The sequence below is a fragment of the Candidatus Dactylopiibacterium carminicum genome (assembly GCF_014736495.1).
In the GTDB taxonomy this organism is placed as follows: Bacteria; Pseudomonadota; Gammaproteobacteria; order Burkholderiales; family Rhodocyclaceae; genus Uliginosibacterium; species Uliginosibacterium carminicum.
In genome coordinates, this window is the sequence record NZ_MDUX01000056.1 from 1 (window position 1) to 25,136 (window position 25,136).

Here is a 25,136-nt window from a genome sequence, read left to right on the forward strand (position 1 = left end):
ATGCTCACATCCAGTCGCCCGGCAACGTCCGCAACGCTATGTCCGCGATCGGTCACTTGCTTGACCGCTTCAATCTTGAACTCTTCCGTGTATCGCTTGCTACTCATAGACACCTCCACTTGGTTGCCAGCTTAAGGCTTCGAAGTGTCTAGTGAACCGGGGGCGATTCATGTCCCGATTGATTCTTCGCTCCACTTTGTCCTGTTTTCGTGTCACTCCGAGAGGCAGAGTCCCGCAGATTTACTGACATTAAGGTGGGCGAAATTCAGTGGGTGACTTTAGGCTGGCGTATCTGACGGGTCAATGACTCAAACAAAAAAGCCCGTCTGGGACGGGCTTTTTCGTGGGAGTGGAACGGTTTATTGCAGCAGGCTGAGCACTTGTTGCGGCAGTGCGTTAGCCTGGGCCAGCATCGCCGTGCCTGCTTGTTGCAGGATTTGCGCGCGGCTGAGGTTGGCGGTTTCCGAGGCGAAGTCCGCATCCACGATACGTCCTCGAGATGCCGACAGGTTCTCCGAAGAAGTTGCCAGGTTGGCGATTGTGGAGGAGAAGCGGTTTTGTACCGCACCCATGTCTGCCCGCGCGGAGTTCACCTCGGTCAGAGCCTTGTCCACCACTTCCAGGGCTTGCTGGGCACCGACGAAGGTCGAGATGTCGATATCTTCCACGTTGGTTACGGTGCCGCTGACAGCCAGATCTGTTGCACTTGCGCCACTTGCTGCAATGCCGGTCAGCACGCCGACATCGAACGTCTGGTTTGCCTTGACCGAGCTGTAGGTCAGGGAGCCGTCATCTGCGACTTCAGCATAGACACCGGTGAGGTCCATCTTGGCATTGATGGCTGCGGCAACTGCGGCAGCTGCATCGCCATCCGTAGTACCGGCCGCAATGGTGATCGTGTCGGTCGTGGCGGTGCCGGAACCGGTCGTGCCATCTGCTGCGGTGGTGGTGTAGTTGATGGTGATGGTGCCGGTGACTTGCGAGCCAGTCGCGTCGACTCCGCTGACGGACACTCCGGTCACAGGGCCGATGAAGGAAACCTTGCCCAGCGTATCGACGTTGGCATCGACGATCTTGTTGATGCCGATGGTTTGGCCGGTGTCGGCACCCACCTGGAACAGCTTGTTGGTGAAGTCGCCATTGAGCAGCTTTTCACCGTTGAAGGAAGTCTGGTTGGCGACGCGGTCTATTTCATAGATGAGCTGCTTGACTTCGGACTGCAGCGCTTCGCGGTCGGATTTGGAGTTGGACGCGTTGGACGCTTGAACAGACAGCTCGCGGATACGTTGCAGGTTGTTGCCGATTTCAACCAGCGCGCCTTCAGCGGTCTGCGCCAGCGAGATGCCGTCATTGGCATTGCGCGATGCAACGCTCAGCCCCTTGATCTGGGAGCTCATGCGCTCGGAAATCGCGAGGCCGGCAGCGTCGTCCTTGGCACTGTTGATGCGCAGGCCGGAGGAGAGGCGCTGCAGCGAGGTGTTGAGCGAAGATTGCGTGCTCGTGATGTTGCGTTGCGCGTTGAGCGAAGCGACGTTGGTGTTGATGGTCAATGCCATGATGAGGCTCCTTGTAATGTGCGTTTCTCACTTCCGGCTGCTTGGGCAACCGATCACAGGCGAAATCCTGTGGGGCGGCTAGCCGTTGTTGCATGTCCGGCGTTGCCATGTGCCCATCTACGGAACGAAACCGGAGTTTATTTAGGGTGAGCTGAGCATGCAGGCAAACAAAAAAAATCGACGAAGGGAAACCTGGGTGAAATCCTTGTACAGCAAGGGTTTCAGTGAATGCTGAACGGTACTTTCGTGTCAGAAATGGCTCAAGTTTCCAGATTGGGGGTCGAAATTGACAATACGGCGGTAGTCCGTGCCTTGTTCTGGTGGTGTGTAAAAAAATGTAGAGATGTGTGTCCTGAGCCCCGTTGGGGCTCTTTTTGTTTGAGGTAAGGCCCAGACCACCGCTCGTCTGGCGGGTCTCCAGACCTATTTTTTCGCCGGATGGCGCCGCATGCGGTGCCGTTGGGAAAGTGTGGGGGCTGGTGGGCATGAAGGGGCCCGGAAGGCGGCGGGGATCAACTTCCCCGCCGACGATCGATCTGCCTTAGGTCAGCAGACGGGCCTTTACTGAACGACCCTTGATGCGGCCCTGGCCAATACGGCGCAGGGTTTCGGCAGCTTGTTCGCGGCGGACGGCGATGTAGCTCACCTGATCGAGCACCTGGATCTTGCCTACCTGTTCGCACGTGAGGCTGGCGGCATGGGCCAGCAGCCCCATGAGATCGCCGGGGCGTAGCTTGTCCTTCTTGCCCCCGAGAATCTGCAGCGTGCGCATGGGCGGGTGCAGAGGCGTCGGATCGTCCGTGAGGGACTCGAGCGCGTGCCATTCCGGCTCGAAGTGGTTGGTACGGGCAATCTCTTCCAGCCGGCGGCGTTGCGTTTCACTGACCAGGCTCAGTGCCCAGCCTTGCTGATCCGCGCGTCCGGTCCGTCCCACGCGATGGACGTGTACTGCGGGGTCCGGGCTCAGCACCATATTGATCACGCAATCGAGCTGGGCGATGTCCAATCCGCGCGCGGCCACGTCCGTGGCTACGAGCGCGGAAGCACTGCCGTTGGCGAAGCGGATCAGAACCTGATCGCGCGCCTGTTGTTCAAGTTCCCCGTGCAGGGCGAGAGCGACAAAACCTTCTTGTTGTAGTTGCTCGCAGAGTGTGCGGCATTGCTCGCGGGTATTGCAGAAGACGAGCGTACTGGCGGGGCGGTAGTGGCGAAGCAGCTTGCCAATGGCAGGTACGCGTTCTTCTTCGCTTATCAGGTAGAAGCGTTGGCGGATCTGACCGGGGGTGTGGGTCTCTTCGAGCATGACCCGTTGTGGCTGGTGCATGAATCGTTCAGCCAGATGTTCGACGGCTTCAGGCCAGGTAGCGGAGAAAAGCATGGTCTGCCGGCTTGGTGGGCAGCGCTCTGCAATCCAGGCGATATCGTCCAGAAAGCCCATGTCCAGCATGCGGTCGGCTTCGTCCAGCACGAGAGTTGCCAGCGAACCCAGTTGCAGGCTTTCTCGTTGCAGATGGTCCATGATGCGGCCGGGTGTGCCGACCACGATGTGCGCGCCGTGGCTGAGGCTGTCCAGCTGGCCTCGGATTGGTGTGCCACCGCAGAGCGTGAGCACTTTGGTGTTGTCCTGCGCGCGGGCAAGTCGCCGGATTTCCTGGGCTACCTGCTCGGCGAGTTCGCGAGTAGGGCAGAGCACCATGGCCTGCGTATCGAATTGCCTGGGTTGCAGGCGGGCAAGCAGCGCCAAAGCGAAAGCCGCGGTCTTGCCGCTGCCGGTCTTTGCACGCGCAATGACATCATGGCCTGCCAGCGTAAGCGGCAAACTGGCGGCCTGAATCGGTGTCATCTCTTGGTAGCCGAGCTGATCCAGCACCGCGAGTTGGGCGGCTGGCAGTGGCAGTGTGCTGAATCCGGACATGTCAGCGGCGGCGTACGGGGCGTGACTGCTTGCCGGGTCGTGCGGCAAAGCGTTCGGATTTCGTCGGCGGTGGCAAGCTGGCCCTGAAAGCCTGTACTGCCTCTGTGACTCGTTGGGATTCCAGCCGGATGGGCTCGATTCCGGCTACTGGCTCCAGATCTATAAGTGCGCGCTTGATTTCGAAAAGGCGGTTATCCAGCTCGCCACGGACAGGGACTTGCGATAGCAGGGTTTCTGCCGCTGCTGTGAGCGTGTAGCCAGCTTCGTTCGGCTGGATGAGACCGTGCGCCGAGAGGCGGGCAAAGGCTTCACGCAGGCGGACTCCGCCGGGCAGTTCCGGGCGGACGCTGTGCAGGGCGATGATGGTTTCTTCCAGGGTGGCCGGATGACGTTTGGAGGCGAGGACCAGGGCGAGCAGCAGCAGTGCGTCAGCGTCGTGAACGGGGTGCATGGCAGGGGGCCGATGAAGCAGAGCCCGCGAGGGTACCTGATTGCATGGGGGCCGGCGATTCTTCTTGGGGCTTGGCCAGTAGAGGGCTGGATTCGGGAGTGCTGGGTTTGGGTATCCAGACTTTTGCTACTAGGGGTTGTGTTTCGCGTGTTGATGAATGTCATGAAGTGCTTCTGGCGGGGCGTGTCAGTTTTGTTGAATATGTGAGTTTTTTTGCACTCATGGCCGAAAAGCCCTGAGCTGCCGGCACTATTTAGTATGCTTGCGCATCTATCCCGAGGTTCGATTCAAGGAGCTGGTTGATGATTCGGCAAACACTGCGCGGGCTTGGCCTCGCTACCTTGTGCTCAGTGGCCCTGGTGGCGTGCAACAAGAGCGCGGAGAACAAGAGCGCTTCACAGGTGGCTGTGCGCGTGAATGGGGGCGAGGTTTCCGTACATCAACTCAATTTCGCGCTGCAGCAGGCCCGCCTGCCATCGACGCCGGAAAACACCGCGCAGGTGCTTGACCGCTTGGTCGATCAGGAGGTCGCGGTACAGAAAGCTCTGGAGAAGAAGCTGGATCGCGATCCGGCAGTGCTGCAGCAGATCGAGGCCGCCCGGCGGGAGGTGCTGCAGCGTGCCTGGCTAGAACGCCTGGCTGGCGAGGCGCCACGCCCGGACGATCTGCAGATCAAGGATTACTTCGCCAAACATCCCGAGTTGTTCACCGAACGGCGTATCTACACCTATCGCCTGATCGCCATCCAGGCGGATGCCGCAGCCCAGCCGGCCGTGCTGGAGCAGGTAGGCAAGGTCTCCAATTTTGATGAGCTGGTGGTCTGGCTCAAACAGAACGACATCCGCTATTCGACGGACACGGCAACGCGCGCCGCCGAGCAGATTCCCATGCAATTGCTGCCGCGTATGCATCAGCTCAAGGATGGCCAGGTGGCATCCATCACCAGCCCCACCGGACTGGAACTGGTGCAACTGCTGCAGTCGCGGCAGGAGCCGGTGAACGAGGCCAAGGCCCGCGGCATGATCGAGCAGTTCCTGTTCAATCAGGCACGTGCCGATCGTATCCGTACCGAATCCCAGCGTCTGCGCGAGAAGGTCAGCATCGAATACCTCGGTGACTTCCATCCGCCCGCCACGCAGTCCGCTGCTGCCGCCAGCGTTGCACAGTGATGTACGTCCCGCCCTCACAGATTCCTGCCAGAACCATGAAACTCTTCAACCGAATCCTTGCCACGCTGGCCCTTCTGGCCTTGCTGCCGGCCGTACAGGCCCAGGTGCCGCGTGAATACCTGCTCGGGCCGGGCGACATCATTCGCATCACGGTATTCCAGAATCCGGATCTGACGACCGAAGCCCGCGTCTCCGAAGCCAATGCCGTGACTTTCCCACTGGTGGGCAGCTTGATCGTTGGCGGGCTGACCGTACCGGCCGCCGAGCAGCGGATCGCCAAAGCATTGGCAGACGGTGGTTTTGTGCGTCTGCCGCAAGTGAATGTGCTGCCTGTGCAGGTAAGGGGAAGCCAGGTCGCCGTGCTGGGGCAGGTAAGCAAGCCAGGGCGTTTCCCGTTGGAAACGTTCAACACCCGGCTTTCCGACATGATTGCCATGGCTGGCGGCATTGCCGGCACAGGGGCTGACGTGGTGATCATTACCGGCATCCGGGGAGGCAAGGCCTTCCGCAAGGAGGTCGATATCGCCGAGATGTATCTGCACAACACCACGGATGACGACATCCTGCTGGCCGGGGGTGACACGCTCTACGTGCATCGCGCACCTGTTTTCTATATCTATGGTGAAGTGCAGCGCGCGGGTGTCTATCGCCTCGAACGCAGCATGACTCTCATCCAGGCACTGGCCACCGGTGGCGGCCTGACCCCGCGCGGTACACAGCGCGGAATCGCGGTGCACCGGCGCGATGCTGCCGGCAACATCCAGACGCTCAAGCCTGGCCTGAGCGATACCCTGCAGGCGGATGACGTGGTCTACGTCCAGGAAAGCCTTTTCTGAGCGGAGCCTTGGCGTGAATTTCGAGCAATTCCTCCTCATCCTGCGCGCGCGCCTCTGGCTGGTGTTTGGCGTGCTCGTCGTCGTCGTGGCCACCACGGCCACTGTCAGCCTGCTGCTGCCCAAGCAATATGCCGCCACCGCTTCTGTGGTGGTGGATGCAAAAGGGATAGACATGCTTTCCGGCATGCAGATGCAGGCGATGCTGATGCCTTCCTACATGGCCACACAGGTCGACATCATCAACAGCGACCGTGTCGCGCAGCGCGTGATCGGTCTCCTCAAGCTGAATGAAGTGTCGCAATTCCGCGAGCAATGGCGCGAAGAGACCCAGGGACGCGGCAGCTTCGACAAATGGCTGATCGACATGCTGATCAAACGCCTGGACGTGAAGCCTTCGCGCGAGTCCAATGTGATCAACATCGGTTTCTCCTGGCCGGATCCGCGTACCGCCGCGCAGTTCGCCAATGCCTTCGCGCAGGCCTACATCGATACCAATCTCGAGTTGCGCGTGGAGCCTGCACGCCAGTACGCCACTTTCTTCGCCGAGCGCACCAAGGTCATCCGCGAGGAAATCGAGGCGGCTCAGAGACGCCTTTCCGACTTTCAGCGCGAGAACGGCATCACGGCTGCCGATGAGCGGCTGGATATCGAGACAGCCCGCCTGAACGAGCTTTCCAGCCAGCTGGTGGCCGTGCAGGGTGCGCGCGTGGATTCGCAGTCGCGACAGCGTCAGGCTGCGAACCGGGACACCATGCCCGAAGTGCTGCAGAGTTCGTTGATCTCCGGCCTGAAGGCTGAGCTCGCCAAACTGGAAGCCCGCCGTGAGGAACTCACCAACCGGCTGGGTCGCAATCACCCCGAGTATCAACGCACCGAGAGCGAGATCGGCAGCCTGCGCGACCGCATCGACCAGGAAACCCGCAAGGTCGTCAGTTCCCTGGGGGCGAACACCCAGGTCAATCTGCAGCGTGAGAGCGAGATCCGGGCATCGCTGGATGCCCAGCGCGAACGGGTGCTGCAGCTCAAGAACCAGCGTGACGAACTCACCGTGTTGCAGAACGATGTGGCCAATGCCCAGCGTACCTATGACGCACTCAGCCAGCGCCTCACCCAGACAAGCCTGGAAAGTGAGATCCAGCAGACCAATATCTCGCTGCTCAATGCAGCAACCGAGCCGCTGCGCCATGCCAGCCCCAAGTTGTTGCTCAACCTGGTCGTTGCCATCTTCCTTGGCACACTGCTTGGTGTGGGCACTGCCTTGATGCTGGAACTGCTCGACAAGCGCATCCGCGGGACACAGGACTTGCAGATCGTGCTCGGTGGAATACCCGTGCTGGGCGTGATCCAGGATGCAGGTGCCGTCTTCCGCCCGCGTCGCGGATTGCGCCGCCTGCTGGGGGCTCGCTGATGGCTGCCTGTGTCTTTCCTGCCGCTGAAATGCGCCTCGACGGCACCATTGCCGTGGCAGTGCCCGGTGTGTGGAATCGCGCCGCCGTCATCCCTTGCATCCAGATCGCTCCCGCCCAGTCATGAATGCCACTGTCTCTCCCAATCCCCGTGCCATCGGTGCCTTGCTGATCGACGCCGGTCGCCTCACGCCGGAGAAAGCCGAACAGGCCCTGCGATTCGCTCGCGAGAAGAACCTGCGTTTTGGCGACGCTGCGCTTCAGCTTGGCCTCATTACCGCAGAGGATCTGGATTTCGCGTTGGCGCGCCAGTTCGACTATGCCTATCTGCGTCCAGGCGATGATGTCGTGGCGGACGAAGTCGTGGCGGCCTTCGCGCCCAATACGCCGGCGGTCGAGGCGTTGCGCGCACTACGCACCCAATTGATGCTGCGCTGGTTCGGCGCGGAGGCCGGCAACAAGGCGCTGACGATTGTCAGTCCGGAACGCGGAGAAGGGCGTAGCTGGATGGCGGCCAATCTGGCCGTGGTGTTCTCGCAATTGGGCGAACGTACCCTGCTGATCGATGCCGACATGCGACATCCGCGTCAGCACACCCTGTTTCGACTGGATAACCGGCTCGGCCTGTCTGCCGTGCTCACCGGGCGAGGCGGAGAGGAATCCATCAGGCGCATCACTCCGTTGCTGGGGCTATCCGTCCTGCCGGCGGGGGCGACGCCGCCGAATGCGCAGGAACTGCTTTCCCGCCCGGCCTTCACGCAATTGCTGACACATCTGCAGACGCGTTTCGATGTGATCATCATCGACAGTCCCGCTGCAACGCATTGCGCGGATGCCCAGGCGATTGCCGCGCGTGCCGGCGCAGCCGTGCTGGTAGCCCGCAAGAATCTCAGCCCGGTATCCAGACTTGCCTTTACCGCCCAGGCCATCACACAGGCTGGCGCGCAGCTGGTCGGCAGCGTCATGAACGAGCACTGAGATGCATCCGAAGCTCACGCCGCAATTGCCAGCGTTGTCGCCGAGGACTGCTTCGCATGTTGAGGTTGGCTCCTGCCGAGCCCCCACAGGTGAGGGCCTTGGCGCTCGAATCTGCTCTGTCGTGATCGAGGGCTTTGCATGAGCGCCGTTTCTCGTCCTGATTGGCGTCCTTGGGCTCTGATCGCTCTGGGGCTGGCCGTGCTCTACATTCCCAGTTTCTGGGGGTTGTTCCATGGCATCTGGGCGACGGAGGCCCAGGCGCATGGCCCCATTGTGCTGGCCATCGCCTGCTGGCTGATCTGGAAACGCTGGCCCGATATCTACGCGCCGACCGAAGCGCCCCAGCGTGGCAATTCTCCCCGCCCCGCCATTGCCTGGCCGCTTCTTGCCCTCAGCGCGCTGCTCTATGCATTGGGGCGTTCGCAAGGCATCCTGATTTTCGAGATCGGTTCGCTCATCGGCATGCTCATCGGCAGTCTGCTGTTGCTGCGTGGTCCGCGCCAACTCGTCGCCATCTGGTTCGGCCTGTTCTTCATGCTGTTCATGATTCCCCTGCCGGGTGCGGTGGTGGATGCGCTCACTCAGCCCATGAAGCTGGCCGTCTCCAACGTCACCGAGGCCATCCTCTATCAGGCGGGCTACCCCATCGCGCGCAGTGGTGTGATCCTGCAGATCGGGCAGTACCAGTTGCTGGTCGCCGATGCCTGTGCTGGCTTGCAGACCCTCTTCACGCTGGAGGCCATGGGGCTGCTCTACCTCAATCTGGTTCGTCATGCCTCCATCTTCCGTAACGTCACGCTGGCCATCCTGATCGTGCCCATCAGCTTCGCGGCCAATGTCATCCGCGTTACGGTGCTCAGTCTGATCACCTATCACCTGGGCGACGCGGCAGGGCAGGGCTTCCTGCATGGTTTCGCAGGCATGGTGCTGTTCCTCAGTGCTTTGCTGCTGATCATCGCGGTCGACAGATTACTTCGGTTCTGCAGTCGGAAATTCACCGGAGAGGCCGTATGAGCGCCCTGCATCGTGCCATCGTCGCTTGCTGCCTGATGATCGTCACGGCTGTTGGCGCCTGGGCGCTGGTGCCGCGTCACAAGCTGGCCGACCAGCTGGGGCCGCTGAATCTGGAAGAAATCATTCCCATGTCGTTCGGCGATTGGGAAACCCTGCCCAAGGCCCACGGCGGTATCGTCAATCCGCAACAGGCCGAGTTGCTGAGCCAGATCTATACCCAGACGCTCGCCCGCACTTACGTCAATCGCCGCACCGGCGAGGCCATGATGCTTTCCATTGCGTATGGAGAAGATCAGCGCGATGGCATGCAGCTTCATTATCCGGAAGTCTGCTATCCCGCTCAGGGCTTTCAGGTGCTGTCCAACCGCAAGGGAAGTCTGTCGTCCGACTCGGGAGAGATTCCTGTCCGTCATCTGGAAACCTATGCCGGGCAGCGTTTCGAGCCGATCACGTACTGGACTGTGGTCGGCGAGCACGCCACGTTGGGCGGGCTGGACAAGAAGTTTGCCGAGATGAAGTACAGCCTGCGTGGCCAGATCCCTGATGGTCTGCTGTTCCGTGTCTCCAGCATTTCCCGGGATAGTGATGCGGCCTTCCGGCAGCAAGGGAGTTTTGCCCGGGAATTGCTCCAAGCCGTGTCTGCGACCGTCCTGCCGCGTGTGGCCGGGCCGGTCGCCATGAGGTCTGGCGGTTCGCCAGCTGGCAAGGACTCCCGATGAATGCCAAGACCACCTCCCAGCGGGTCCGTCAGAGCATGTTTTCGCTGCTGATCGGGCGGCCGCTCTCGGCCGTGGGGGGGCTGCTGTTGCTGATTCTCTTGTCGCGCTTTTTGGCGCCGGTCGAGTACGGCGGCTATTTCGCGGCCTGGGCATTGATCGAGATCGTCGTTCTGGCAAGCAATTGTGGATTGCTGCACGCTGTGTATCGCTTTGTGCATGCCAGCGAGAGTCTGTCCGGCGAGATCCGGCCTTCCGGTCCGGTCTGGCGTTTGTTTGGCTGGCGGGTGCTGAGCCTTGCCTTACCGGCGTTGTTGCTCTGCCTGCTGTCCCCATCCTGGCTGATCGAGCGCGGCCTGGCTTCTGCGCTGGCTGCGTGCGTGCCATGGCTGGCGGCCATCATGCTGGCCGAGGGATTGGCCCGTTTCATCGAAGCCATCTTCGATTCCATGCTGTGTCAGGGCCGCAGTCAGCTCACCCTGACCTTGCGTACCCTGCTGCGTCTTGGAGGCGTCGCGCTGTTGTTGATGCAAGGGCCGCTGACGCTTGTTGGCGTGTTGCTCGTGGAAGTATTCGCCACCGCTGCCGGTGCCTTGATCGGCTTGGGCCTGCTGGTGCAGCTCTGGTTCAAGAGCGCAGTGGCGTCTTCCGCTACCGCGGCGCCAGACCTGCGGCGCATGGTGCGATTCTCATTGCCAGCGTATGCCGCGCAGGTGCTCGGGCTTGGCTATGGGCCTGATGCGCTCAAACTGGTGCTCGCCGGTGTGGCTGGCAGCGCAGTGCTGGCGGTCTTTGGTTTTGCCTATTCCCTGGCTGCGGTGGTGCAGCGCTACATGCCTGCCAACCTGCTCGCCGGTGTCTTTCGCCCAGTCTTCGTGGCGGCTGCCCGGCGAGAGGACGCCGCCACGGTGCTGCCCGGCCTGGTCGGTTTGTGCGTGAAGCTCAACTGGCTGCTGATCCTGCCTCTGCTGGCTGCTGCCGTATTGGGGGGCGATCGAGTGTTGTCGCTGGTTTCTGGCGGAGCCTATCCGCAGGCCGGCATCACCTTGGCGCTGATCCTGGCCGGATTGCTGATGGTCGCCGTGCACCAGACGCTATCGCTGTATTGCCTGGCACGAGAGGATTCCTGGCCGCCGCTGTTTGCCACGGCGGCCAGTCTGGTTGCATTGCCGGCCGGCATCTGGCTGGCGAAAACCTGGGGAGCTGCTGGCATCGCACTTGCCTTTGGGCTCAGCGAGCTGGTCTGGTCTGTCGTCTGCTATGGCATCCTGCGCCACCGTCAGGGGATATTGCGGGGAATCGATTTCGGTGGACTTGCGCGCATGTTGCTCGCCGTTCTGCTGGCGCTTTGCCCCTGGTTGCTGCGCGACTGGTTCGCACTGGATGGGCTGTTACTGGGCGGGTTGGCGGGGGGCCTGGCGTTGCTTGCATGCTGGTTGCTACGTCCGTTCTGTGCTCAGGAACTGCAATGGCTGCAGACCGTGTTTCCGGTGCTCGGGCGATTCGTCTTCATCAAGGAAGGAGCAAAGGCGTGAAGGCGCTGATCCGCAAACTGGCTGACCGGTATGCCGGTATTGCGCGTCTGTATGCAGTCGCGCGCCAGTGGTACCACCATGTGCGCAAGCTCTGGTATTTCGCCAGCGATGTGCGCTCGGCGTGTCGCCACATGCGCTGGTCCGAGGGCGGCCGTGCCCGTTACTGGGCTTGCAGCGCCGAACTGCTGTTCCAGTACCACAAGCTCGAAAAAGGGCTGTGCATGCCCGGTGAACCGCGCTTCTTCGGCTACGACCCGGCCATCGCCACACTGGATCTGCTGGTGCAATGGCGCGCACGCGACTATCCGCGTGAAGATCCCGTCTACCTCGGCGCCCTGGAAGCCTTGTGGGCTTATCGTCAGCGTCTGGAGCGGACACCCCCACCGCGTGGCGAAATCCTGCTGCGCCGGCTGGATGCCGAATTGGAGGGTGCGCCGGCATCGCAAGATGCTTCGCGTACTCCCGTGCCGGTCTTGCCGGCAATCTCCGGGAATGCGTCCGGCATGTTTCATGAGTTGATGCTGGCCCGGCGCAGTGTGCGCGATTTCGACACTCGCCCGGTGGACCCGGCGGCCGTGGCCCGCGCGGTCGCGGTGGCGCAATGGAGCCCCAGTGCCTGCAACCGCCAACCGGCCCGTGTACATGCCTATTCCCAACGTACGCAAATCGATGCGTTGCTGGCCTTGCAGAATGGCAACCGTGGATTCGGCCAGACCGTAGCCAGCCTGTTGGTGCTGACGGCCGAAACCAGTGGTTTTTTCGATGCATCCGAGCGTAACGAACCCTATGTGGACGGCGGCTTGTTCGCCATGGCACTGATTCTGGCCTTGCAGGCTGAGGGCATCGCGTCCTGCTGCCTCAACTGGTGCGTTGCACCGGCGGAAGACCAGCGGGCTCATGCGCTGGGCGGTATCGCCGACAGTGAGCGCATCGTCATGTTCATCGCAATCGGTCATGCTGCGACGCAGGCACTGGTGCCGCGTTCGCCGCGGCGTGCCTTGCAGACGGTGTATGTCTGCCATTGAACGGTAAAAAAACGGAATGGAAACGGCATGAAGGTTTATTTCGCAGGGCAGGACAACTTCGGCAACCGTGGCTGTGAGGCTCTGATCCGCGCCAACGTGAAGACCATCCGCAGCGTCTTCCCTGAGGCCAGTTTCCTTGTGCCCTCGCGGCGCATCGACCTGGACAGTCGCCAGTGGCCCGAAGCGGCAGCGCTGGGGGTTCAGTTCGTAGATCCCGAACCCTTTCCTGGCCTCATTCGTTGGTGGGGGCGTGCGCGCCGGGTGCTGCCTTCGCTTGCCGGCATCGTGCCCCGCTATCGCGTGAGCGCTGCTACCCGTGCGTTGATCGGGCAGTCCGACGTTCTGATCATGACGGGCGGCGACATCATTTCGCTCGACTATGGACTGGAGTCTCTCCATTACTGGGCAGGCCTCTGCGAAGCAGCCATGCAGGCGGGAAAACCGGCGGTGCTGTGGGCCGCCTCGGTCGGTCCGTTCTCGGCTCACCCGGCCACCGAGCGCCAGATGCGTGCCTTCCTGGCGCGCTTCGCCCTGATCACGGTGCGCGAAACCGCCAGTTTCGATTACCTACAGCAATTGGGCCTGCGCAACGTGCAACAGGTCACCGATCCGGCCTTCGCCCTGGATGCCGAAGCGGTGCCCGCGGCGTTGGAGGGCTGCTTCGCCGGGGCGCGACCCGTGCTGGGTTTCAACATCAGCCCGCTGATCCTGAAGTTCCGCAGCTCCGACGAGGCTCGCGCGGCATTGGAGCAGGAGGTGGCGGCCTTCTTGTCCGACGTGGTCGAGGCCGATGGCATGGATGTCCTGTTGATTCCCCATGTCGACCCGCTCGACGGCGGCGAAGACAACAGCGACTGGGCCTATATGCGCCGCATCCGGGCCTTGCTGGAGCCCGCCCAGCAATCGCGTGTGCAATTGCTGCCCCGAGGGCTCAACGCAGCCCAGCTCAAGGGCGTGATCCGGCGCTGTACCTACTTCATGGGGGCCCGCACGCACGCCACGGTGGCTGCCCTCTCGCAAGGTGTGCCCACGACGTCAATTGCCTACAGCGTCAAGGCAAAGGGAATCAACCAGGATCTTTTCGGACATACGGATTATGTGCTTGAAACGCCGCGTGTCAGTCGTGATTCGCTGGGCGCGCATCTCGCCATGCTGTCCAAGGTCAGGGAGCAGATAACCGCTGAACTGGAGAAGAAAAGCAGCGTGTGGCGAGAGTCCGCGTATGGTTCTGCCGCTGCTCTGGTGGCATTGCTCGAGAAGCGAGAGATCCAATGATCAAATCGAATTTCGTTTGCCTTGAAGGACTTCGCGCTTGGATGGCGTGGTGGGTTGTCGTGGGGCACGCGATTCATTTGGCGGGTGTTCCGGTTTGGATTCCACAGGCGGCTTCTGATTTCTTAACAAAGGGTGGTGTGGCAGTTAATGTATTTATCATGATAAGCGGATTCGTAATTACGCATCTGCTTGTGAATAAATCAGAGGGGTATGTTGCTTATATCACAAGGCGGTTCTTTCGTATTTTTCCTATTTATATTCTGTGCATCGTGGTGTCGGTCGCTTTCGTGGGGATGTACGAGGCCGTCTATGCAGAGCCTTCCTGGGTTTTCGAAAAAGAGATGCGCGGTGATCGGCTTTTGCATCAGGATGAGAATTTTTTCTGGCATTCAATAGCTCATCTAACCATGCTCCATGGCGCCATACCAGAATCAATCTTGAAATATGCAAGCACGACTTTTTTGGCGCCAGCATGGAGTCTTTCGCTTGAGTGGCAGTTCTATCTGGTTGCGCCTTTGATCCTTTTTTTCATGAAAAGGAGCCTGACATGCGCATCGTTTGTGTGTGCGGCGCTTCTCGTTCTTGGCTTTGCAAGCAAAGCGCTGTTTGCCACGGCGTACCCATTTCCATCAATGCTTTTTCTATCGATTCAGTTCTTTTTGATCGGAATTATTTCTAGACTGTTGTTTCCGACAGTAGCCGTATTGAAGGAGAAAGTTTGGCCTGTTGCCATACCGATCATTGCATCCATGCTTTTTTTGCGCAGCATTGAGGGAATCATCTGGACCGTTTTCATGGTTTTTTGTGTGGTCGAGCTAGATGGCGTGCGCATGCCGAGGTGGCTGCAGCGACTTCAGTTCGTTTTTGGCGTGAATCGGGTCGTGAGGTATTTTGGCGCGTGTTCGTACTCAACTTATCTTGCTCATATTCCAGTATTTGTACTTGTTGTGAGTTTGGTAGGGCGCTTTCAGGATGTCGGGAATCAAACTGTTTTTCAGATCGCGGTGCTGTTTGCTATGTTGGTGACCGCAGTGGTTTCTCCTCTGTTGTACCACTGGGTCGAAAAGCCCTTTATTGCTGTCGGAAAGAGAATTGCGATCAACAGAGAGGCTGGACGTAATGGCTAGAGGTCAAACGCATCTACGAGTGGGTTAAGAACCCGAAGGGCCGGGCTTTGCGTTTTTAGCTGTTTTTGTATTTCAATCGAAAGGATCTGGAAGTTGCTGCCACGTCAGGGGAACTGGAGTCTGATCCTGCTGCTGGGTTTGGGCGCGCTGTTTTTTGCATTGCTCCTCGGCGCGGCGCTGGGCGCAGGGCTATTGGTTTTCGCTTTGCTGCTGATGTCCCTACCGCTGCTGGTGGTTGGTGCGGTTTGGTTCTGGAACCAATCCGCGCAGCGACTCGGGCAGGCGGCGTTCTGGTCGCAGTTTCTGCTCTTCTATTTCCTCGGGATCTTTTTCGGCGTGACCGGTGTTTCGCTCAACGGCGCCTGGCAGGTCTTGGTGTTTGCCGGTGGGCTGCTGGGTTGCTGGCTGGCGGCGGGCCGGTTTCGGGAAAGATGGTTGGCGGCCTCGCTGTTCTTCCTGCTGGCCTACCATGCGGTGGCGCTGGTTTCGCTGGTCTTTGCGCCCTCCGTGGCACTTAAGGCGACGGCCTATCAACTCGTTTCGAATCTGAAGCTATTTGCCTTGTTCGGCTTCGTGTTCCTGTTCTCGAAATGGGTGAGCGTCGAGGCGGCGGTCAGGAGGACGACACCGGTATTCATCCTGCTCTGCCTGCTGGCGCTGGCATTACAGTGGGCCGGGCAGGGGCTCTATTCCACGCTCTTCCCGAATTTCATGATTCCTGTGGAGAGCACGTTTTATCTGCCTTCCCCGGGGATCGGCATCTTCCACCACGCTTCGATTCTGGCGGGGGTTTCCGCTGTGTTGGGCTGCTATTACTTCGCGTGCTTCATGGAGAGGCGCCAGCGGCGTGATCTGCTGGTGTTCTTCGGGCTCGTGGCACTGTTGCTGGCTTCCAATCAACGGCAGGAGATGTTCTCTTTCTTCATCGCGATCACCGCCCTGTATTTCTTCCTGTCAGGCAGCACGCTGTTCGTCAGGTCGTCGATCCTGCTAGTGACTTGGGCGCTGCTGCTGTGCGTTTTCGTCGGGCTTTTCTGGGAATCCATCCTGCGGGAGCTGCCGCAGTGGGGGATCGGTACCTGGCAGCGCTCTGTCATTCCGCGCTATCAGCTGTACGACGGTGCCTGGAGTTTTGCCCGTGAGTATTTCCCGCTGGGGCGGGGGCTCGGGGCCTATGGCGGGGTTGGTGCGATGAAGTATGACTTGTCCGCCTATTTTCAACTGGGGCTGACTTCGGAATGGTGGTGGCGCAATTACAACCATTATCTGCTGGACGCCTATTGGCCGAACGCGATTGGCGAGGGCGGCTATTTTGGCGTGCTGTTCATGGGGCTGCATTACGCCTGCCTGCTGCTGTATTTCGTAACCAAGGGTATTGCGGCCCTGTCCCGCGAGGTGCGCAGGGCCTGGCTGGCAGCGGCTGCGGCCTTGTTGTGGGTGCTGGGAACCACGCCGACTTCGCCCGGATTCCAGGAAATCGTCATTCTCTATTTCCCGGCCGTGTTCTGGGTGATCGCCGAGCGCTTGAACCAAGGGAAGGGGGCGGCATGAAACGTATTGTCCAGTTTGTGGGGTTGTGCGCGCTGATCCAGGCCGCAGCGGCCGCGGAGTTGTCTTGCCCGGGCGCCATCGGGGCCATGACGGATGTCAGGATTGATCCCGCCCGCGTGGTCAGGCCGGGGGTGCCCAAGACGCTGTTCGGATTTTCCGTTGATTGGTTCCAGTTCCAGCAGGGGCACGTGCGGCAGGGGGAAGTCCGGCCGGAAGTTATCAAATGGTTGCAGCCGTTCGCGGGCGCGGCCTATCGCTATTCGGCCGGCAACGAAATGGATTGGTCGGCCATGGTTGGGCCCTTGGCGTCACGTCGGCCTGTTTATGCCAATTACCATGGCAACGCGTTGCCGACGTTCGGGCCGGAGGAATATCTGCAGTTTCTGCGGCAGGTGAATGGCCGGGGCATTTTCCTGCTGGATGTGGCGGGCAAGCGGTACCAGGGCGACCGGCAGCGCATGATCGCGGACAATCTGGGCTTGCTGGACTGGATGAAAGGTAAGCAGCAGACCATCTGTGCCGGTGGCCAGGCTTGTGGGGTCGATGCGTACGAGCTCGGCAACGAGGTCGATTGGGAGAAGGGGCTGCGCTGGCCGGGGCCTGTGTATGCCGAGCGCATGCGCGAGCTGCTTACGGCATTGAAACAGACGCATCCGGAGGCCGCTTTCGTGGCCAATGGCCGTACCGCGCCCTGGGGAAGTGGTGGTGCCGGTTACAACGAACCTTCTTTCGACGCGAGCGTGGCCCAGGAGATCGGTTCTCTGGTCGCGGGGGCTACGATCCACCCGTATTACGATGGCAATCCAGTGCCGCAGATGAAATCCCACATCGCGAAGCTGGCGGCCACTTATCGGCGGGTGAACCCTGCCGCTCAGGTGTATGTGACCGAGCATGGCCGCTGGCCTTCCGCCAATCCGTTGGGAAAATGGGAAGCCAATTGGTATCAGGCCTCCGGTGGCTGGGGGGGCATCTCGGCCGCGAATTTCATCCTGATGCTCACCGACATGCCGGAAGTTCGCACGGCGAGCTGGCACGCGATCTCCGTGAGTGGGCCCTGGCAGCTGTTCCACTGGAACAAGGGAGGCGATCTGGTCTATCCCAGCGCGGCCTATTGGGCCATGCGGGCGATCCGTGAAGGGTATCTGGAGGATGTCGTGATGACCACGCCGACATTGGTGGAGGCCCGCGACTATGCGGGAGGCTATCGCCTGCGTATGGTTGGCATGGCGGGGGCCGACGGGCGGATGTCGCTGCTCGGGGTGAATCGCGCGCGCGTGGCCACGGCGGTGCGCGTGATCCCGACGGCCAACCGGATGGCTGGCCGCACAGTGCAGACCGTCATGTTCAGCAGCGATCTGGCCGGGGCGGACAATACGGATGCCGAGCCCTATCGTTATCAGATCAGTCGCCGCAGCTTCAACGCAGTAGCTGCCGGGGATGTGATTTGTGTTCCGCCGCTGACTGCTTTTTCCGTGGTCTACCAGTGATCCACCCGATGAGAATTCTGCTGTCGGCGTTTGCCTGTGTGATCCTGACTTTGGTTCCGATGAGGAAGTGGGCTGGCAGTGGGCGCGGGAGTTGTCGGTGCGGGGGCTGGCGGTTTCCGTGCTTACCCGGGCGAGCCATCGGCCGGCCATCGAGCGCCGTGTGCTGGAAACTGGCGAATGTGCTGCGGTGCATTTCGAATATGTCGATTTGCCCCGCCTGCATTGCCTGACTGCGAGAATCAACCGCCGCAACCATCTGTATTACTACTTCTGGCAGTGGGTGGCCTATCGCCGGGCGTGGGCGTTGCACCAGGCCGAGCCATTCGACTTGGTCCATCACGTCACCTGGGTGAGTTTTCGTCAGCCAAGTTTCATGGGGCTGTTGGGCGCGCCTTTCGTATTCGGGCCGGTGGCGGGGGGCGATGAAATCCCGTTTGGCTACCTGCAGGGCTTCGGCTGGCGGGCTCGGGCCAAGGAGTGGGTGCGTCATGTGGCCAATGCGCTGGTGCGTTTCGATCCGTTGATGGGCCTGACCTATGCCACGGCACAGCGGGTGTATTTCACGTCGGAGGGGCATTTGGCGCGCGTTTCGGCGCGCGTGCGGCGCAAGGCGTACGTGGAGCTGGCCATCGGCAGTGACGCGCAGGTGCAGCCGTCTTCCACGCCCTCACGGCCTCGTGCCGCACGGCTGCTGTTCGTCGGCCGTTGTATCGGTTGGAAAGGTATGGACCTGGGGCTGGAAGTGCTGGCGCGGGTGCGCCGGCAGCGGCCGGAGGTGAGCCTGACGATCATCGGCGACGGTGAGGATCGCGCGCGATGGCAGGCCCGCGCCGAGCTGCTCGGTCTGGCGGATGCCGTGCATTGGCTGGGCTGGCTGCCGAAGGATGAAGTGCAGCGGCGCTATGCCGATTTCGATCTGCTGTTCTACCCGAGCTTGCGTGACTCAGGAGGATTCGTGGTGCTCGAAGCCTTGCAGGTGGGCCTGCCGGTGGTGTGCTGGAAGCTGGGTGGGCCGGGGGTTGTAGTTGATGATTCCTGTGGTGCGGCGGTGCTTGCGCAGCCCGTGCTGGACCAGGCGCTGGATGACTATGCCGGCGCGGTGTTGCAAACGCTTGAGAAACATGCGACCGGCCAGGGGCTGGGCGAGGCCTGCCGCGCGCGCGCACGGCAATTCACCTGGCCGGCGCTGATCGGGCGCATCCATGGGTTGGAGCGGGAACGGGTGGAGCCGGCATGAAAATCGAGGTGGTGAGCTTCACCGGCGATTCGGGGTTGGCGGACTACGCGGTTTCCTTGGCAAGGGCACTGGCAGCGCATGCTGAGGTGCGCGTGGTGAGTGCGCAATCCCTGCCAGGGCGTTTCGATGCCTTGGGTTTTGCTGTAACACGCGTGTTCCGGCGTTCGCGGCACTATCCGCTGGATATCTGGCGTTTCGTGGCGGGCGTGCTGCGCCGCCGGCCAGACTGGCTGTTGTTGCAGGGACCGTTGAAATTCCCCTGGCTGGATGCGCTTTTCATTCGTCTGCTACATTTGCTTGGCATACGCTGTGCAGTGACGGTGCATGATGTGCTGCCTCACTATCCGAGTTTCTGGAGCAGGTACGAGTATGGCTTCTACTATCGTTCCTTCAACCGTGTGGTAACGCATTCCCAGGCCGCCGCCGCCGGGCTGAAGACGCTTGGTGTGTGTGGCGAAATTCTGGTGGTGCCGCATGGCATCTATGACCTTTTCGACCTGACCGGGATCGACCGCCGTTCGGCGAGGCGGGCGCTGGGGCTGGAGGAAGATGAGTTCGTGCTGCTCTTTTTTGGTCATCTGGAGCCGCGCAAGGGGCTGATGGTTTTCCTGGAGGCAGCGCAGGCTTTGGCGGGAGAGGTCAAGCTGAAATTTCTTCTCGCGGGTGCCAATGCGCTGACCACACATGGTAGTCAGCATGTACGGCGCCTGGAGGCCGCCAGACAGTGGCCGAATGTGATCGTGCATGACCGACGCATTCCCTTCGAGGAGGTGGAGCGCTATTTCGCCGCAAGTGATGTGGTGGCGCTGCCTTATCTGGAGGGCACTACCAGCGGTGTGCTGAAACTCGCGTTGGCCTTCGGCAAGCCGGTGGCAGCGAGTCGCGTGGGAGACTTCCCCGAACAAATACCGGCCGGCGCGGGCGAACTGTTCGACGCGGATGCCAGGATCGCAATGCACTTCGCAAGTGCGGTGCAACGAATCCGCGCCAATTACCCGGCCTATCTGTCGGCAATGCAGGCCGCACGTGGGCAGGCGCAGTGGCCAGACATCGCCGCGCGGCTGCTGGCCTATCTGGAGGCTCGGTAACCATGCCGGCGCTGCTCAGCATCAACAGCTATCACTACCGGCGCGGCGGCTCGGACGTGGTCTATCTCGACCATGCAGCGCTGATGGAGTCTCAGGGCTGGGAGAACGCGTTTTTCTCCATGCGGCATCCCAAGAATCTGGAAACGCCGTGGAGTCGCTATTTCATCGACGAGCTGGAATTCGGTCAGGCGTATTCGCTGCGGCAGAAGCTCACGATGGCGGCCAAGGCGGTGTACTCCTTCGAGGCACAGCGCAAGCTGCGCATGCTGCTGGCGGATTTCCGCCCGGACGTGGCGCATCTGCATTGCATCTACCACCATCATTCGCCCTCTATCCTGCCGGTGCTTTCGGACGCGGGCATTCCGGTGGTGATGACCGCGCACGATCTGAAGATTGCCTGCCCAGCCTACAAGATGCTCAATCGCACCGGTGTGTGTGAGCGCTGCAAGGAGGGTTCGGTGCTCAACGTGATCCGCCACCGCTGCGTGCGTGATTCGCTCTCGGCCAGCGCCATCGTGGCGGTGGAAAGCGGGCTACAGCGCGCGATGAAGGCTTATCTGAAGCATCTGACCCGCGTGGTGGCGCCCAGCCGCTTCTTTCTTGAAAAGTTCGTCGAGTGGGGGTGGCCGCGCGAGCGCTTCGTCTACATCCCCAATTACGTGGATGCGGTGAAATTCGAGCCTTGCTTCGAGCCGGGAGATTACTTTCTGTATTTTGGCCGACTGGCGCCAGAGAAAGGCGTGGCAACCTTGATGCGCGCAGCTAAATCGGCAGGCGTTCGGTTGAAGATTGCTGGCACCGGCCCCATCGAGGCAGAGCTACATGCCTTGCAAGCGGAATTGCAGGGTGAGATCGAGTTTCTCGGTTTCCGCTCTGGTGTCGATCTGCATGCGCTGATCCGGGGCGCGCGCGCAGTGGTATTGCCTTCGGAGTGGTATGAGAACGCACCGATGAGCGTGTTGGAGAGTTTTGCTTTCGGCAAGCCGGTGATCGGTGCGCGTATCGGTGGCATCCCGGAAATGATTGAGGATGGCGAGAATGGTTGGCGCTTTGAAAGCGGAGATGCCGCAGCACTGGCCGAGGTGCTGAGCCGGGTGCAGGGCACGTCCGCTTCGGACTTGGCACGGGCCGGGCGCGCGGCGCGCGATGGTGTGGAGACGCGATTCAACTGGGCCGGCTATACCGCTGCGATGCTGGCGCTGTATGCAGGCCTCGGCGTGAAAATCTGAGAAGCTATTTATGATTTTTTGAATGTCATAAATGAAGCGGCAGAGATGCCAGATTGCTGAATCAAAACCCCTCCCGGCCGCCCACGCTCGCCCCTGCATGGGCTCGCGGCTGCGCGGGCGGCGAGCAGTGCTCACCGAATTCCCCGCTTCGCTCCCTTATCAGGGAGGAGCACATCAGATCGCGCTGGTACGCGCGCCCTACCCTGAAAAGGGGCTGGAAGAGGGAATTCGCAAGGCACTGCCTTGCGCCTCTGAAGCGGATCGGGGGTGCAAACCCGATCCTCCGGCTGGGGAGGGGTTTGAATGACAAACGGAAAATCATGAACAGGTTCTAAGATGAAAACTCTTCGAATCCTTGGCACGCGTGGCGTGCCAGCCGCGCATGGCGGTTTCGAGACTTTTGCCGAGTATCTGGCTTTGTACCTGGTGGCGCGCGGCTGGCGCGTGGTGGTGTATTGCCAGGAGGATGGCTCCGGGCCGGTGTTCGAAGATGTCTGGCAGGGGGTTGAGCGGGTGCATATCCCGGTGGCGGCGCAGGGGCCGAAAGGCACCATCGTGTTCGATTGGCAGGCCACGCTGCATGCCGCCCGCCACCGTGACCTGTGCCTGACGCTGGGGTATAACACCGCAGTGTTCTGTGCCGTCCTGCGCCTCAAGGGCGTGCCCAACCTGATCAATATGGATGGCATCGAGTGGGCGCGTGCCAAGTGGGGCGGAGTGACCAAGACCTGGTTCTGGCTCAACGATTGGGCCGGTTGCTGGTTGGGGCATCATCTGGTGGCTGACCATCCCCAGATCAAGGCGCATCTTTCAAGCCGGGTGAAGGCGAGCAAGATCACCATGATTCCGTATGGGGCCGAGCCGATTCTCGATGCGGATCCGGCGCCGCTGGCCGCATTGGGGCTGACGCCTGGCCGTTTCCTCACGCTGATCGCGCGTGCCGAGCCGGAGAACTCCATTCTGGAAGCCGTGACGGGGTTTTCGGCTCGTCCGCGGGGGGTGATGCTGGCCGTGCTGGGCAAGTATGACGAAACGAATGCCTATCACCGCGCGGTGAAGGCCGCAGCCAGTACGGAAGTGCAATTCCTCGGTGCGATCTACGACAAGCCTGTGTTACGTGCTTTGCGCGGCCATTCGTTGGCCTACATTCATGGTCATCAGGTTGGCGGCACCAATCCTTCTCTGGTGGAGGCGTTGGGTGCTGGCAACGCGGTGATCGCGCATGACAACCGTTTCAACCGCTGGGTGGCGGGCGAGGGCGCACGTTTCTTCGCGGGGGCTGCAGACATGGATGCCGTGCTGGGTGACTTGCTGCATGACCCGGCCGTGCTGGAGACGATGCGCGTGGCGAGCCGGGCACGGTTTGAAGAGGCTTTCCGCTGGGATGATGTGCTGGCGCAGTACGAAGCGCTTTTGACACGCTTTCTGCCCGGGGTGTGAACCACGAGCGCACGGGGTGCGTTGGCCGGACCATGGTGCATTCTTGACGGACCGGTTTGCGCGGACTTTTCATCAGACTGGATCGATAGACATGAGCAACAAACTCGATCAGATCGTTGCCCAGGCGCGCAGCGCCGCAGCTCAGCGCGAAGCTGGCTATCGCGAGCGGGCACTGAAGATCTACCCCTGGATCTGCGGGCGTTGCCGGCGGGAATTTACCCAGGCGAACCTGCGCGAGCTGACGTTGCATCACCGCGATCACAATCATGACAACAATCCGCCGGATGGCAGCAACTGGGAGTTGCTCTGCGTGTATTGCCACGATAACGAGCACTCGCGTTATCTGGAGGCGGATGCCGGTGGCAGTCGCGATGCGGAGGCTCCCACGGCGGCGACGCACAATCCCTTTGCGAACCTCAAGGACTTGCTGCGCAAGTGAACGTGACTGCCCATCTGCGTATTTTCCAAACATGAATACCCAAGCCAACAATCCACTGCATGGTCTGACCCTGGAAGCCATCCTGACCCGTCTGGTTGAACATTACGGCTGGGAGGAGCTTGGCCGACGGATCGAGGTCCGCTGTTTTCTGTTCGACCCGAGCATCAAGTCCAGCCTCAAGTTCCTGCGTCGCACGCCCTGGGCACGCGCTCAGGTGGAGGCGCTCTATCTGGCAAGCTTTTGAACGCCATCCATCGTGATGGCTCAGTAGGTAACCCGGCTGCGTTGTGCAAAGACAGTGCAGTCAGTATGGTCTCTGCACTGCATTGGCGCATGGTGTTGGTATTTGAACAGTGGCTGTGGGGTTCTGTTCAGACCCGGTAGAGATTCTGGCAGGCGGATGGATCCGGTCGTGACCGGAATGGAAGATATTCACCAGGCTGTGTGGTCTGTTTTAACTAATTGATTTTGTTTGTTTTTGCTTGCGGTTTTCAGCCGCATGGCTGTAGTGCGAATGTGGTTATGTGGCATTTGTAATGGCTTTTGGCATGGTGAGTGCATTGTGTATCGTGGTGCTGCTCACCATGCATGCATGGCAATCACCGTGGTTCCCGTCCAGGAGTTAGTTTCCAGTCGTAGCGAGCCAGGTGGAATTGCGTGCCGGTACGGAGTTTTTCGAAGCTTCGACCGTGCAGGGCGGCAGACCGCCGGCGCCCTCCCCAGCCGTTGTACCAATCAGGTGCGTTCTGCACCTGAAGGGAATGAGCGCTGCCCATTCCCCTTTTTTCTCCCAAGCAAGGTGTGTCCGGCTGCCCTCATTCCGCTGTGAGGTTCTGGTGTGTCTGCATGTCTTGTGATCGTTGCCATGAGCAGCAGCGCCTTTTCAGGGCGTTGGCCCTTGAAGATCGGTAGCCGGATGCAGGTTTGCGTCCGGCAGTTGAACGAATCTGACGAGGAAATCGAATCATGCAACCCGTACGTCACCATCTCGCCATTCGTGTCCTGCACTGGGCCGTCGCTGTCATGGTCATCGCCGCGCTGGCGATGAGTACTTTCATCATGTCGCAGATCCCGGATGAGGATCCGGAAAAAATGGCGTCTGCATTGCGCCATATGAGCGTGGGCTTGTTGATCTGCATCGGTACGCTGGTGCGCCTTTTCTGGCGCCGGCGCGTGAAGCGTCTGCCGTCGCTGAGCTCGGGCATGCCCTGGGCGGATGTACTGGCTGGCATCGTGCATCGTGGGCTGGATGTGCTGGTGCTGACGATGATCATCAGCGGCATCGCCATGGCCGTGCAGCTAAGGCTGCCCTTGATGGCGCTGCGTGGAGAGCCTTTCCCCTCGGAGATCGTGTCGCTGTTCGCGTTCACGGTGCACGTGGTGGGGGCTTTCGTGCTGACTGGTGCCCTGTTGATGCACATTGGCGGCGCGCTGTATCACCAGTTCATCCTGAAAGACGGCCTGCTCTCGCGCATGGGGTTCGACCTGCCCTTGAATCGCCCCCGGTTCACTAGACACTTCGAAGCCTTAAGCTGGCAACCAAGTGGAGGTGTCTATGAGTAGCAAGCGATACACGGAAGAGTTCAAGATTGAAGCGGTCAAGCAAGTGACCGATCGCGGACATAGCGTTGCGGACGTTGCCGGGCGACTGGATGTGAGCAT

At 60.7% G+C, this 25,136-nt stretch carries 24 protein-coding genes; 20 read left to right on the forward strand and 4 right to left on the reverse strand.

Translation table 11 applies throughout. The features are described 5' to 3' along the window. The 4 genes from BGI27_RS14285 to BGI27_RS14300 all read right to left on the reverse strand — a co-directional run. A partial coding sequence (locus tag BGI27_RS14285) for a transposase (protein ID WP_141239830.1) occupies positions 1-107 on the reverse strand: 107 nt, incomplete at its 3' end. A 252-nt stretch (positions 108-359) separates the two neighbouring features. Further along, positions 360-1,556, reverse strand: a complete 1,197-nt coding sequence (locus BGI27_RS14290) for a flagellin (RefSeq protein ID WP_095525511.1) — start codon at positions 1,554-1,556, stop codon at positions 360-362. Between the two features lie 541 nt (positions 1,557-2,097). Next, entirely contained in the window at positions 2,098-3,471 is a 1,374-nt protein-coding gene (gene dbpA, locus BGI27_RS14295) for an ATP-dependent RNA helicase DbpA (RefSeq protein ID WP_095525512.1), read from the reverse strand. Position 3,472: 1 nt separating this feature from the next. Beyond that, positions 3,473-3,922 carry a hypothetical protein gene (locus BGI27_RS14300; protein WP_095525513.1) on the reverse strand — a complete coding sequence of 150 codons (450 nt, stop codon included), beginning with the start codon at positions 3,920-3,922 and terminating at the stop codon, positions 3,473-3,475. Positions 3,923-4,224: 302 nt separating this feature from the next. On the opposite strand from BGI27_RS14300, the gene BGI27_RS14305 reads away from it, so the two are divergent. From BGI27_RS14305 to BGI27_RS14400, 20 genes are all read left to right on the forward strand, one after another. After that, positions 4,225-5,091: an EpsD family peptidyl-prolyl cis-trans isomerase gene (locus BGI27_RS14305; RefSeq protein ID WP_095525514.1), complete on the forward strand. Its 867-nt coding sequence runs from the start codon at positions 4,225-4,227 to the stop codon at positions 5,089-5,091. A 35-nt stretch (positions 5,092-5,126) separates the two neighbouring features. Beyond that, positions 5,127-5,927 (forward strand): polysaccharide export protein EpsE, encoded by an 801-nt coding sequence (gene epsE / locus BGI27_RS14310; protein WP_095525515.1) that lies wholly within the window; start codon positions 5,127-5,129, stop codon positions 5,925-5,927. Positions 5,928-5,940: 13 nt separating this feature from the next. Further along, complete coding sequence (epsF, locus tag BGI27_RS14315; RefSeq protein ID WP_095525516.1) at positions 5,941-7,335, forward strand: chain length determinant protein EpsF; 1,395 nt, start codon at positions 5,941-5,943, stop codon at positions 7,333-7,335. Positions 7,336-7,456: 121 nt separating this feature from the next. Then, positions 7,457-8,311, forward strand: coding sequence for a chain length determinant protein tyrosine kinase EpsG (gene epsG, locus BGI27_RS14320; RefSeq protein WP_095525517.1), 855 nt, complete (start codon positions 7,457-7,459; stop codon positions 8,309-8,311). Between the two features lie 138 nt (positions 8,312-8,449). Continuing rightward, positions 8,450-9,325 carry an exosortase B gene (gene xrtB, locus BGI27_RS14325; protein ID WP_095525518.1) on the forward strand — a complete coding sequence of 292 codons (876 nt, stop codon included), beginning with the start codon at positions 8,450-8,452 and terminating at the stop codon, positions 9,323-9,325. Beyond that, positions 9,322-10,044 (forward strand): exosortase-associated protein EpsI, B-type, encoded by a 723-nt coding sequence (epsI, locus tag BGI27_RS14330; protein WP_095525519.1) that lies wholly within the window; start codon positions 9,322-9,324, stop codon positions 10,042-10,044. Before xrtB ends, epsI begins: the two co-directional genes overlap by 4 nt. After that, positions 10,041-11,576 carry a lipopolysaccharide biosynthesis protein gene (locus BGI27_RS14335; protein WP_095525520.1) on the forward strand — a complete coding sequence of 512 codons (1,536 nt, stop codon included), beginning with the start codon at positions 10,041-10,043 and terminating at the stop codon, positions 11,574-11,576. Before epsI ends, BGI27_RS14335 begins: the two co-directional genes overlap by 4 nt. After that, a complete protein-coding gene (locus BGI27_RS14340) occupies positions 11,573-12,601 on the forward strand; it encodes a nitroreductase family protein (RefSeq protein WP_170943053.1) in 1,029 nt (342 codons plus the stop codon). Before BGI27_RS14335 ends, BGI27_RS14340 begins: the two co-directional genes overlap by 4 nt. A gap of 27 nt (positions 12,602-12,628) precedes the next feature. Next, complete coding sequence (locus BGI27_RS14345; protein WP_095525522.1) at positions 12,629-13,876, forward strand: polysaccharide pyruvyl transferase family protein; 1,248 nt, start codon at positions 12,629-12,631, stop codon at positions 13,874-13,876. After that, the gene (locus BGI27_RS14350; RefSeq protein WP_095525523.1) at positions 13,873-15,003 is read left to right on the forward strand and encodes an acyltransferase family protein; all 1,131 of its coding nucleotides are present in this window, start codon (positions 13,873-13,875) and stop codon (positions 15,001-15,003) included. The genes BGI27_RS14345 and BGI27_RS14350 overlap by 4 nt, the downstream gene beginning before the upstream one ends. A 93-nt stretch (positions 15,004-15,096) precedes the next feature. After that, entirely contained in the window at positions 15,097-16,554 is a 1,458-nt protein-coding gene (locus BGI27_RS14355; RefSeq protein WP_095525524.1) for a hypothetical protein, read from the forward strand. Further along, positions 16,551-18,041 (forward strand): hypothetical protein, encoded by a 1,491-nt coding sequence (locus BGI27_RS14360; RefSeq protein ID WP_095525525.1) that lies wholly within the window; start codon positions 16,551-16,553, stop codon positions 18,039-18,041. The genes BGI27_RS14355 and BGI27_RS14360 overlap by 4 nt, the downstream gene beginning before the upstream one ends. Positions 18,042-18,108: 67 nt before the next feature. After that, a complete protein-coding gene (locus tag BGI27_RS14365) occupies positions 18,109-19,278 on the forward strand; it encodes a glycosyltransferase (RefSeq protein ID WP_095530376.1) in 1,170 nt (389 codons plus the stop codon). Beyond that, the gene (locus BGI27_RS14370) at positions 19,275-20,366 is read left to right on the forward strand and encodes a glycosyltransferase (RefSeq protein WP_095525527.1); all 1,092 of its coding nucleotides are present in this window, start codon (positions 19,275-19,277) and stop codon (positions 20,364-20,366) included. Before BGI27_RS14365 ends, BGI27_RS14370 begins: the two co-directional genes overlap by 4 nt. Before the next feature lie 2 nt (positions 20,367-20,368). Continuing rightward, complete coding sequence (locus tag BGI27_RS14375) at positions 20,369-21,595, forward strand: glycosyltransferase (protein ID WP_095525528.1); 1,227 nt, start codon at positions 20,369-20,371, stop codon at positions 21,593-21,595. A gap of 336 nt (positions 21,596-21,931) precedes the next feature. Then, the gene (locus BGI27_RS14380) at positions 21,932-23,035 is read left to right on the forward strand and encodes a DUF1972 domain-containing protein (protein ID WP_095525530.1); all 1,104 of its coding nucleotides are present in this window, start codon (positions 21,932-21,934) and stop codon (positions 23,033-23,035) included. Between the two features lie 91 nt (positions 23,036-23,126). After that, positions 23,127-23,474 carry a YajD family HNH nuclease gene (locus BGI27_RS14385; protein WP_095525531.1) on the forward strand — a complete coding sequence of 116 codons (348 nt, stop codon included), beginning with the start codon at positions 23,127-23,129 and terminating at the stop codon, positions 23,472-23,474. 31 nt (positions 23,475-23,505) lie between these two features. Further along, entirely contained in the window at positions 23,506-23,718 is a 213-nt protein-coding gene (locus BGI27_RS14390; RefSeq protein WP_095525532.1) for a VF530 family protein, read from the forward strand. A 722-nt stretch (positions 23,719-24,440) separates the two neighbouring features. Next, positions 24,441-25,037, forward strand: a complete 597-nt coding sequence (locus BGI27_RS14395) for a cytochrome b (protein WP_095525533.1) — start codon at positions 24,441-24,443, stop codon at positions 25,035-25,037. Further along, on the forward strand, positions 25,030-25,136 hold a 107-nt coding region (locus tag BGI27_RS14400), incomplete at its 3' end, for a transposase (protein ID WP_141239830.1). The genes BGI27_RS14395 and BGI27_RS14400, both read left to right, overlap by 8 nt.

Coding starts and splice junctions, on each gene's coding strand:
- epsI (WP_095525519.1), top strand. CDS start 9,322: ATGAGCGCCCTGCATCGTGCCATCGTCGCTTGCTGCCTGATGATCGTC.
- BGI27_RS14300 (WP_095525513.1), bottom strand. CDS start 3,922: ATGCACCCCGTTCACGACGCTGACGCACTGCTGCTGCTCGCCCTGGTC.
- dbpA (WP_095525512.1), bottom strand. CDS start 3,471: ATGTCCGGATTCAGCACACTGCCACTGCCAGCCGCCCAACTCGCGGTG.
- BGI27_RS14290 (WP_095525511.1), bottom strand. CDS start 1,556: ATGGCATTGACCATCAACACCAACGTCGCTTCGCTCAACGCGCAACGC.
- BGI27_RS14380 (WP_095525530.1), top strand. CDS start 21,932: ATGAAAACTCTTCGAATCCTTGGCACGCGTGGCGTGCCAGCCGCGCAT.
- BGI27_RS14370 (WP_095525527.1), top strand. CDS start 19,275: ATGAAAATCGAGGTGGTGAGCTTCACCGGCGATTCGGGGTTGGCGGAC.
- BGI27_RS14305 (WP_095525514.1), top strand. CDS start 4,225: ATGATTCGGCAAACACTGCGCGGGCTTGGCCTCGCTACCTTGTGCTCA.
- BGI27_RS14345 (WP_095525522.1), top strand. CDS start 12,629: ATGAAGGTTTATTTCGCAGGGCAGGACAACTTCGGCAACCGTGGCTGT.
- BGI27_RS14385 (WP_095525531.1), top strand. CDS start 23,127: ATGAGCAACAAACTCGATCAGATCGTTGCCCAGGCGCGCAGCGCCGCA.
- BGI27_RS14390 (WP_095525532.1), top strand. CDS start 23,506: ATGAATACCCAAGCCAACAATCCACTGCATGGTCTGACCCTGGAAGCC.
- BGI27_RS14395 (WP_095525533.1), top strand. CDS start 24,441: ATGCAACCCGTACGTCACCATCTCGCCATTCGTGTCCTGCACTGGGCC.
- epsG (WP_095525517.1), top strand. CDS start 7,457: ATGAATGCCACTGTCTCTCCCAATCCCCGTGCCATCGGTGCCTTGCTG.
- xrtB (WP_095525518.1), top strand. CDS start 8,450: ATGAGCGCCGTTTCTCGTCCTGATTGGCGTCCTTGGGCTCTGATCGCT.
- BGI27_RS14375 (WP_095525528.1), top strand. CDS start 20,369: ATGCCGGCGCTGCTCAGCATCAACAGCTATCACTACCGGCGCGGCGGC.
- BGI27_RS14350 (WP_095525523.1), top strand. CDS start 13,873: ATGATCAAATCGAATTTCGTTTGCCTTGAAGGACTTCGCGCTTGGATG.
- epsE (WP_095525515.1), top strand. CDS start 5,127: ATGAAACTCTTCAACCGAATCCTTGCCACGCTGGCCCTTCTGGCCTTG.
- BGI27_RS14360 (WP_095525525.1), top strand. CDS start 16,551: ATGAAACGTATTGTCCAGTTTGTGGGGTTGTGCGCGCTGATCCAGGCC.
- BGI27_RS14335 (WP_095525520.1), top strand. CDS start 10,041: ATGAATGCCAAGACCACCTCCCAGCGGGTCCGTCAGAGCATGTTTTCG.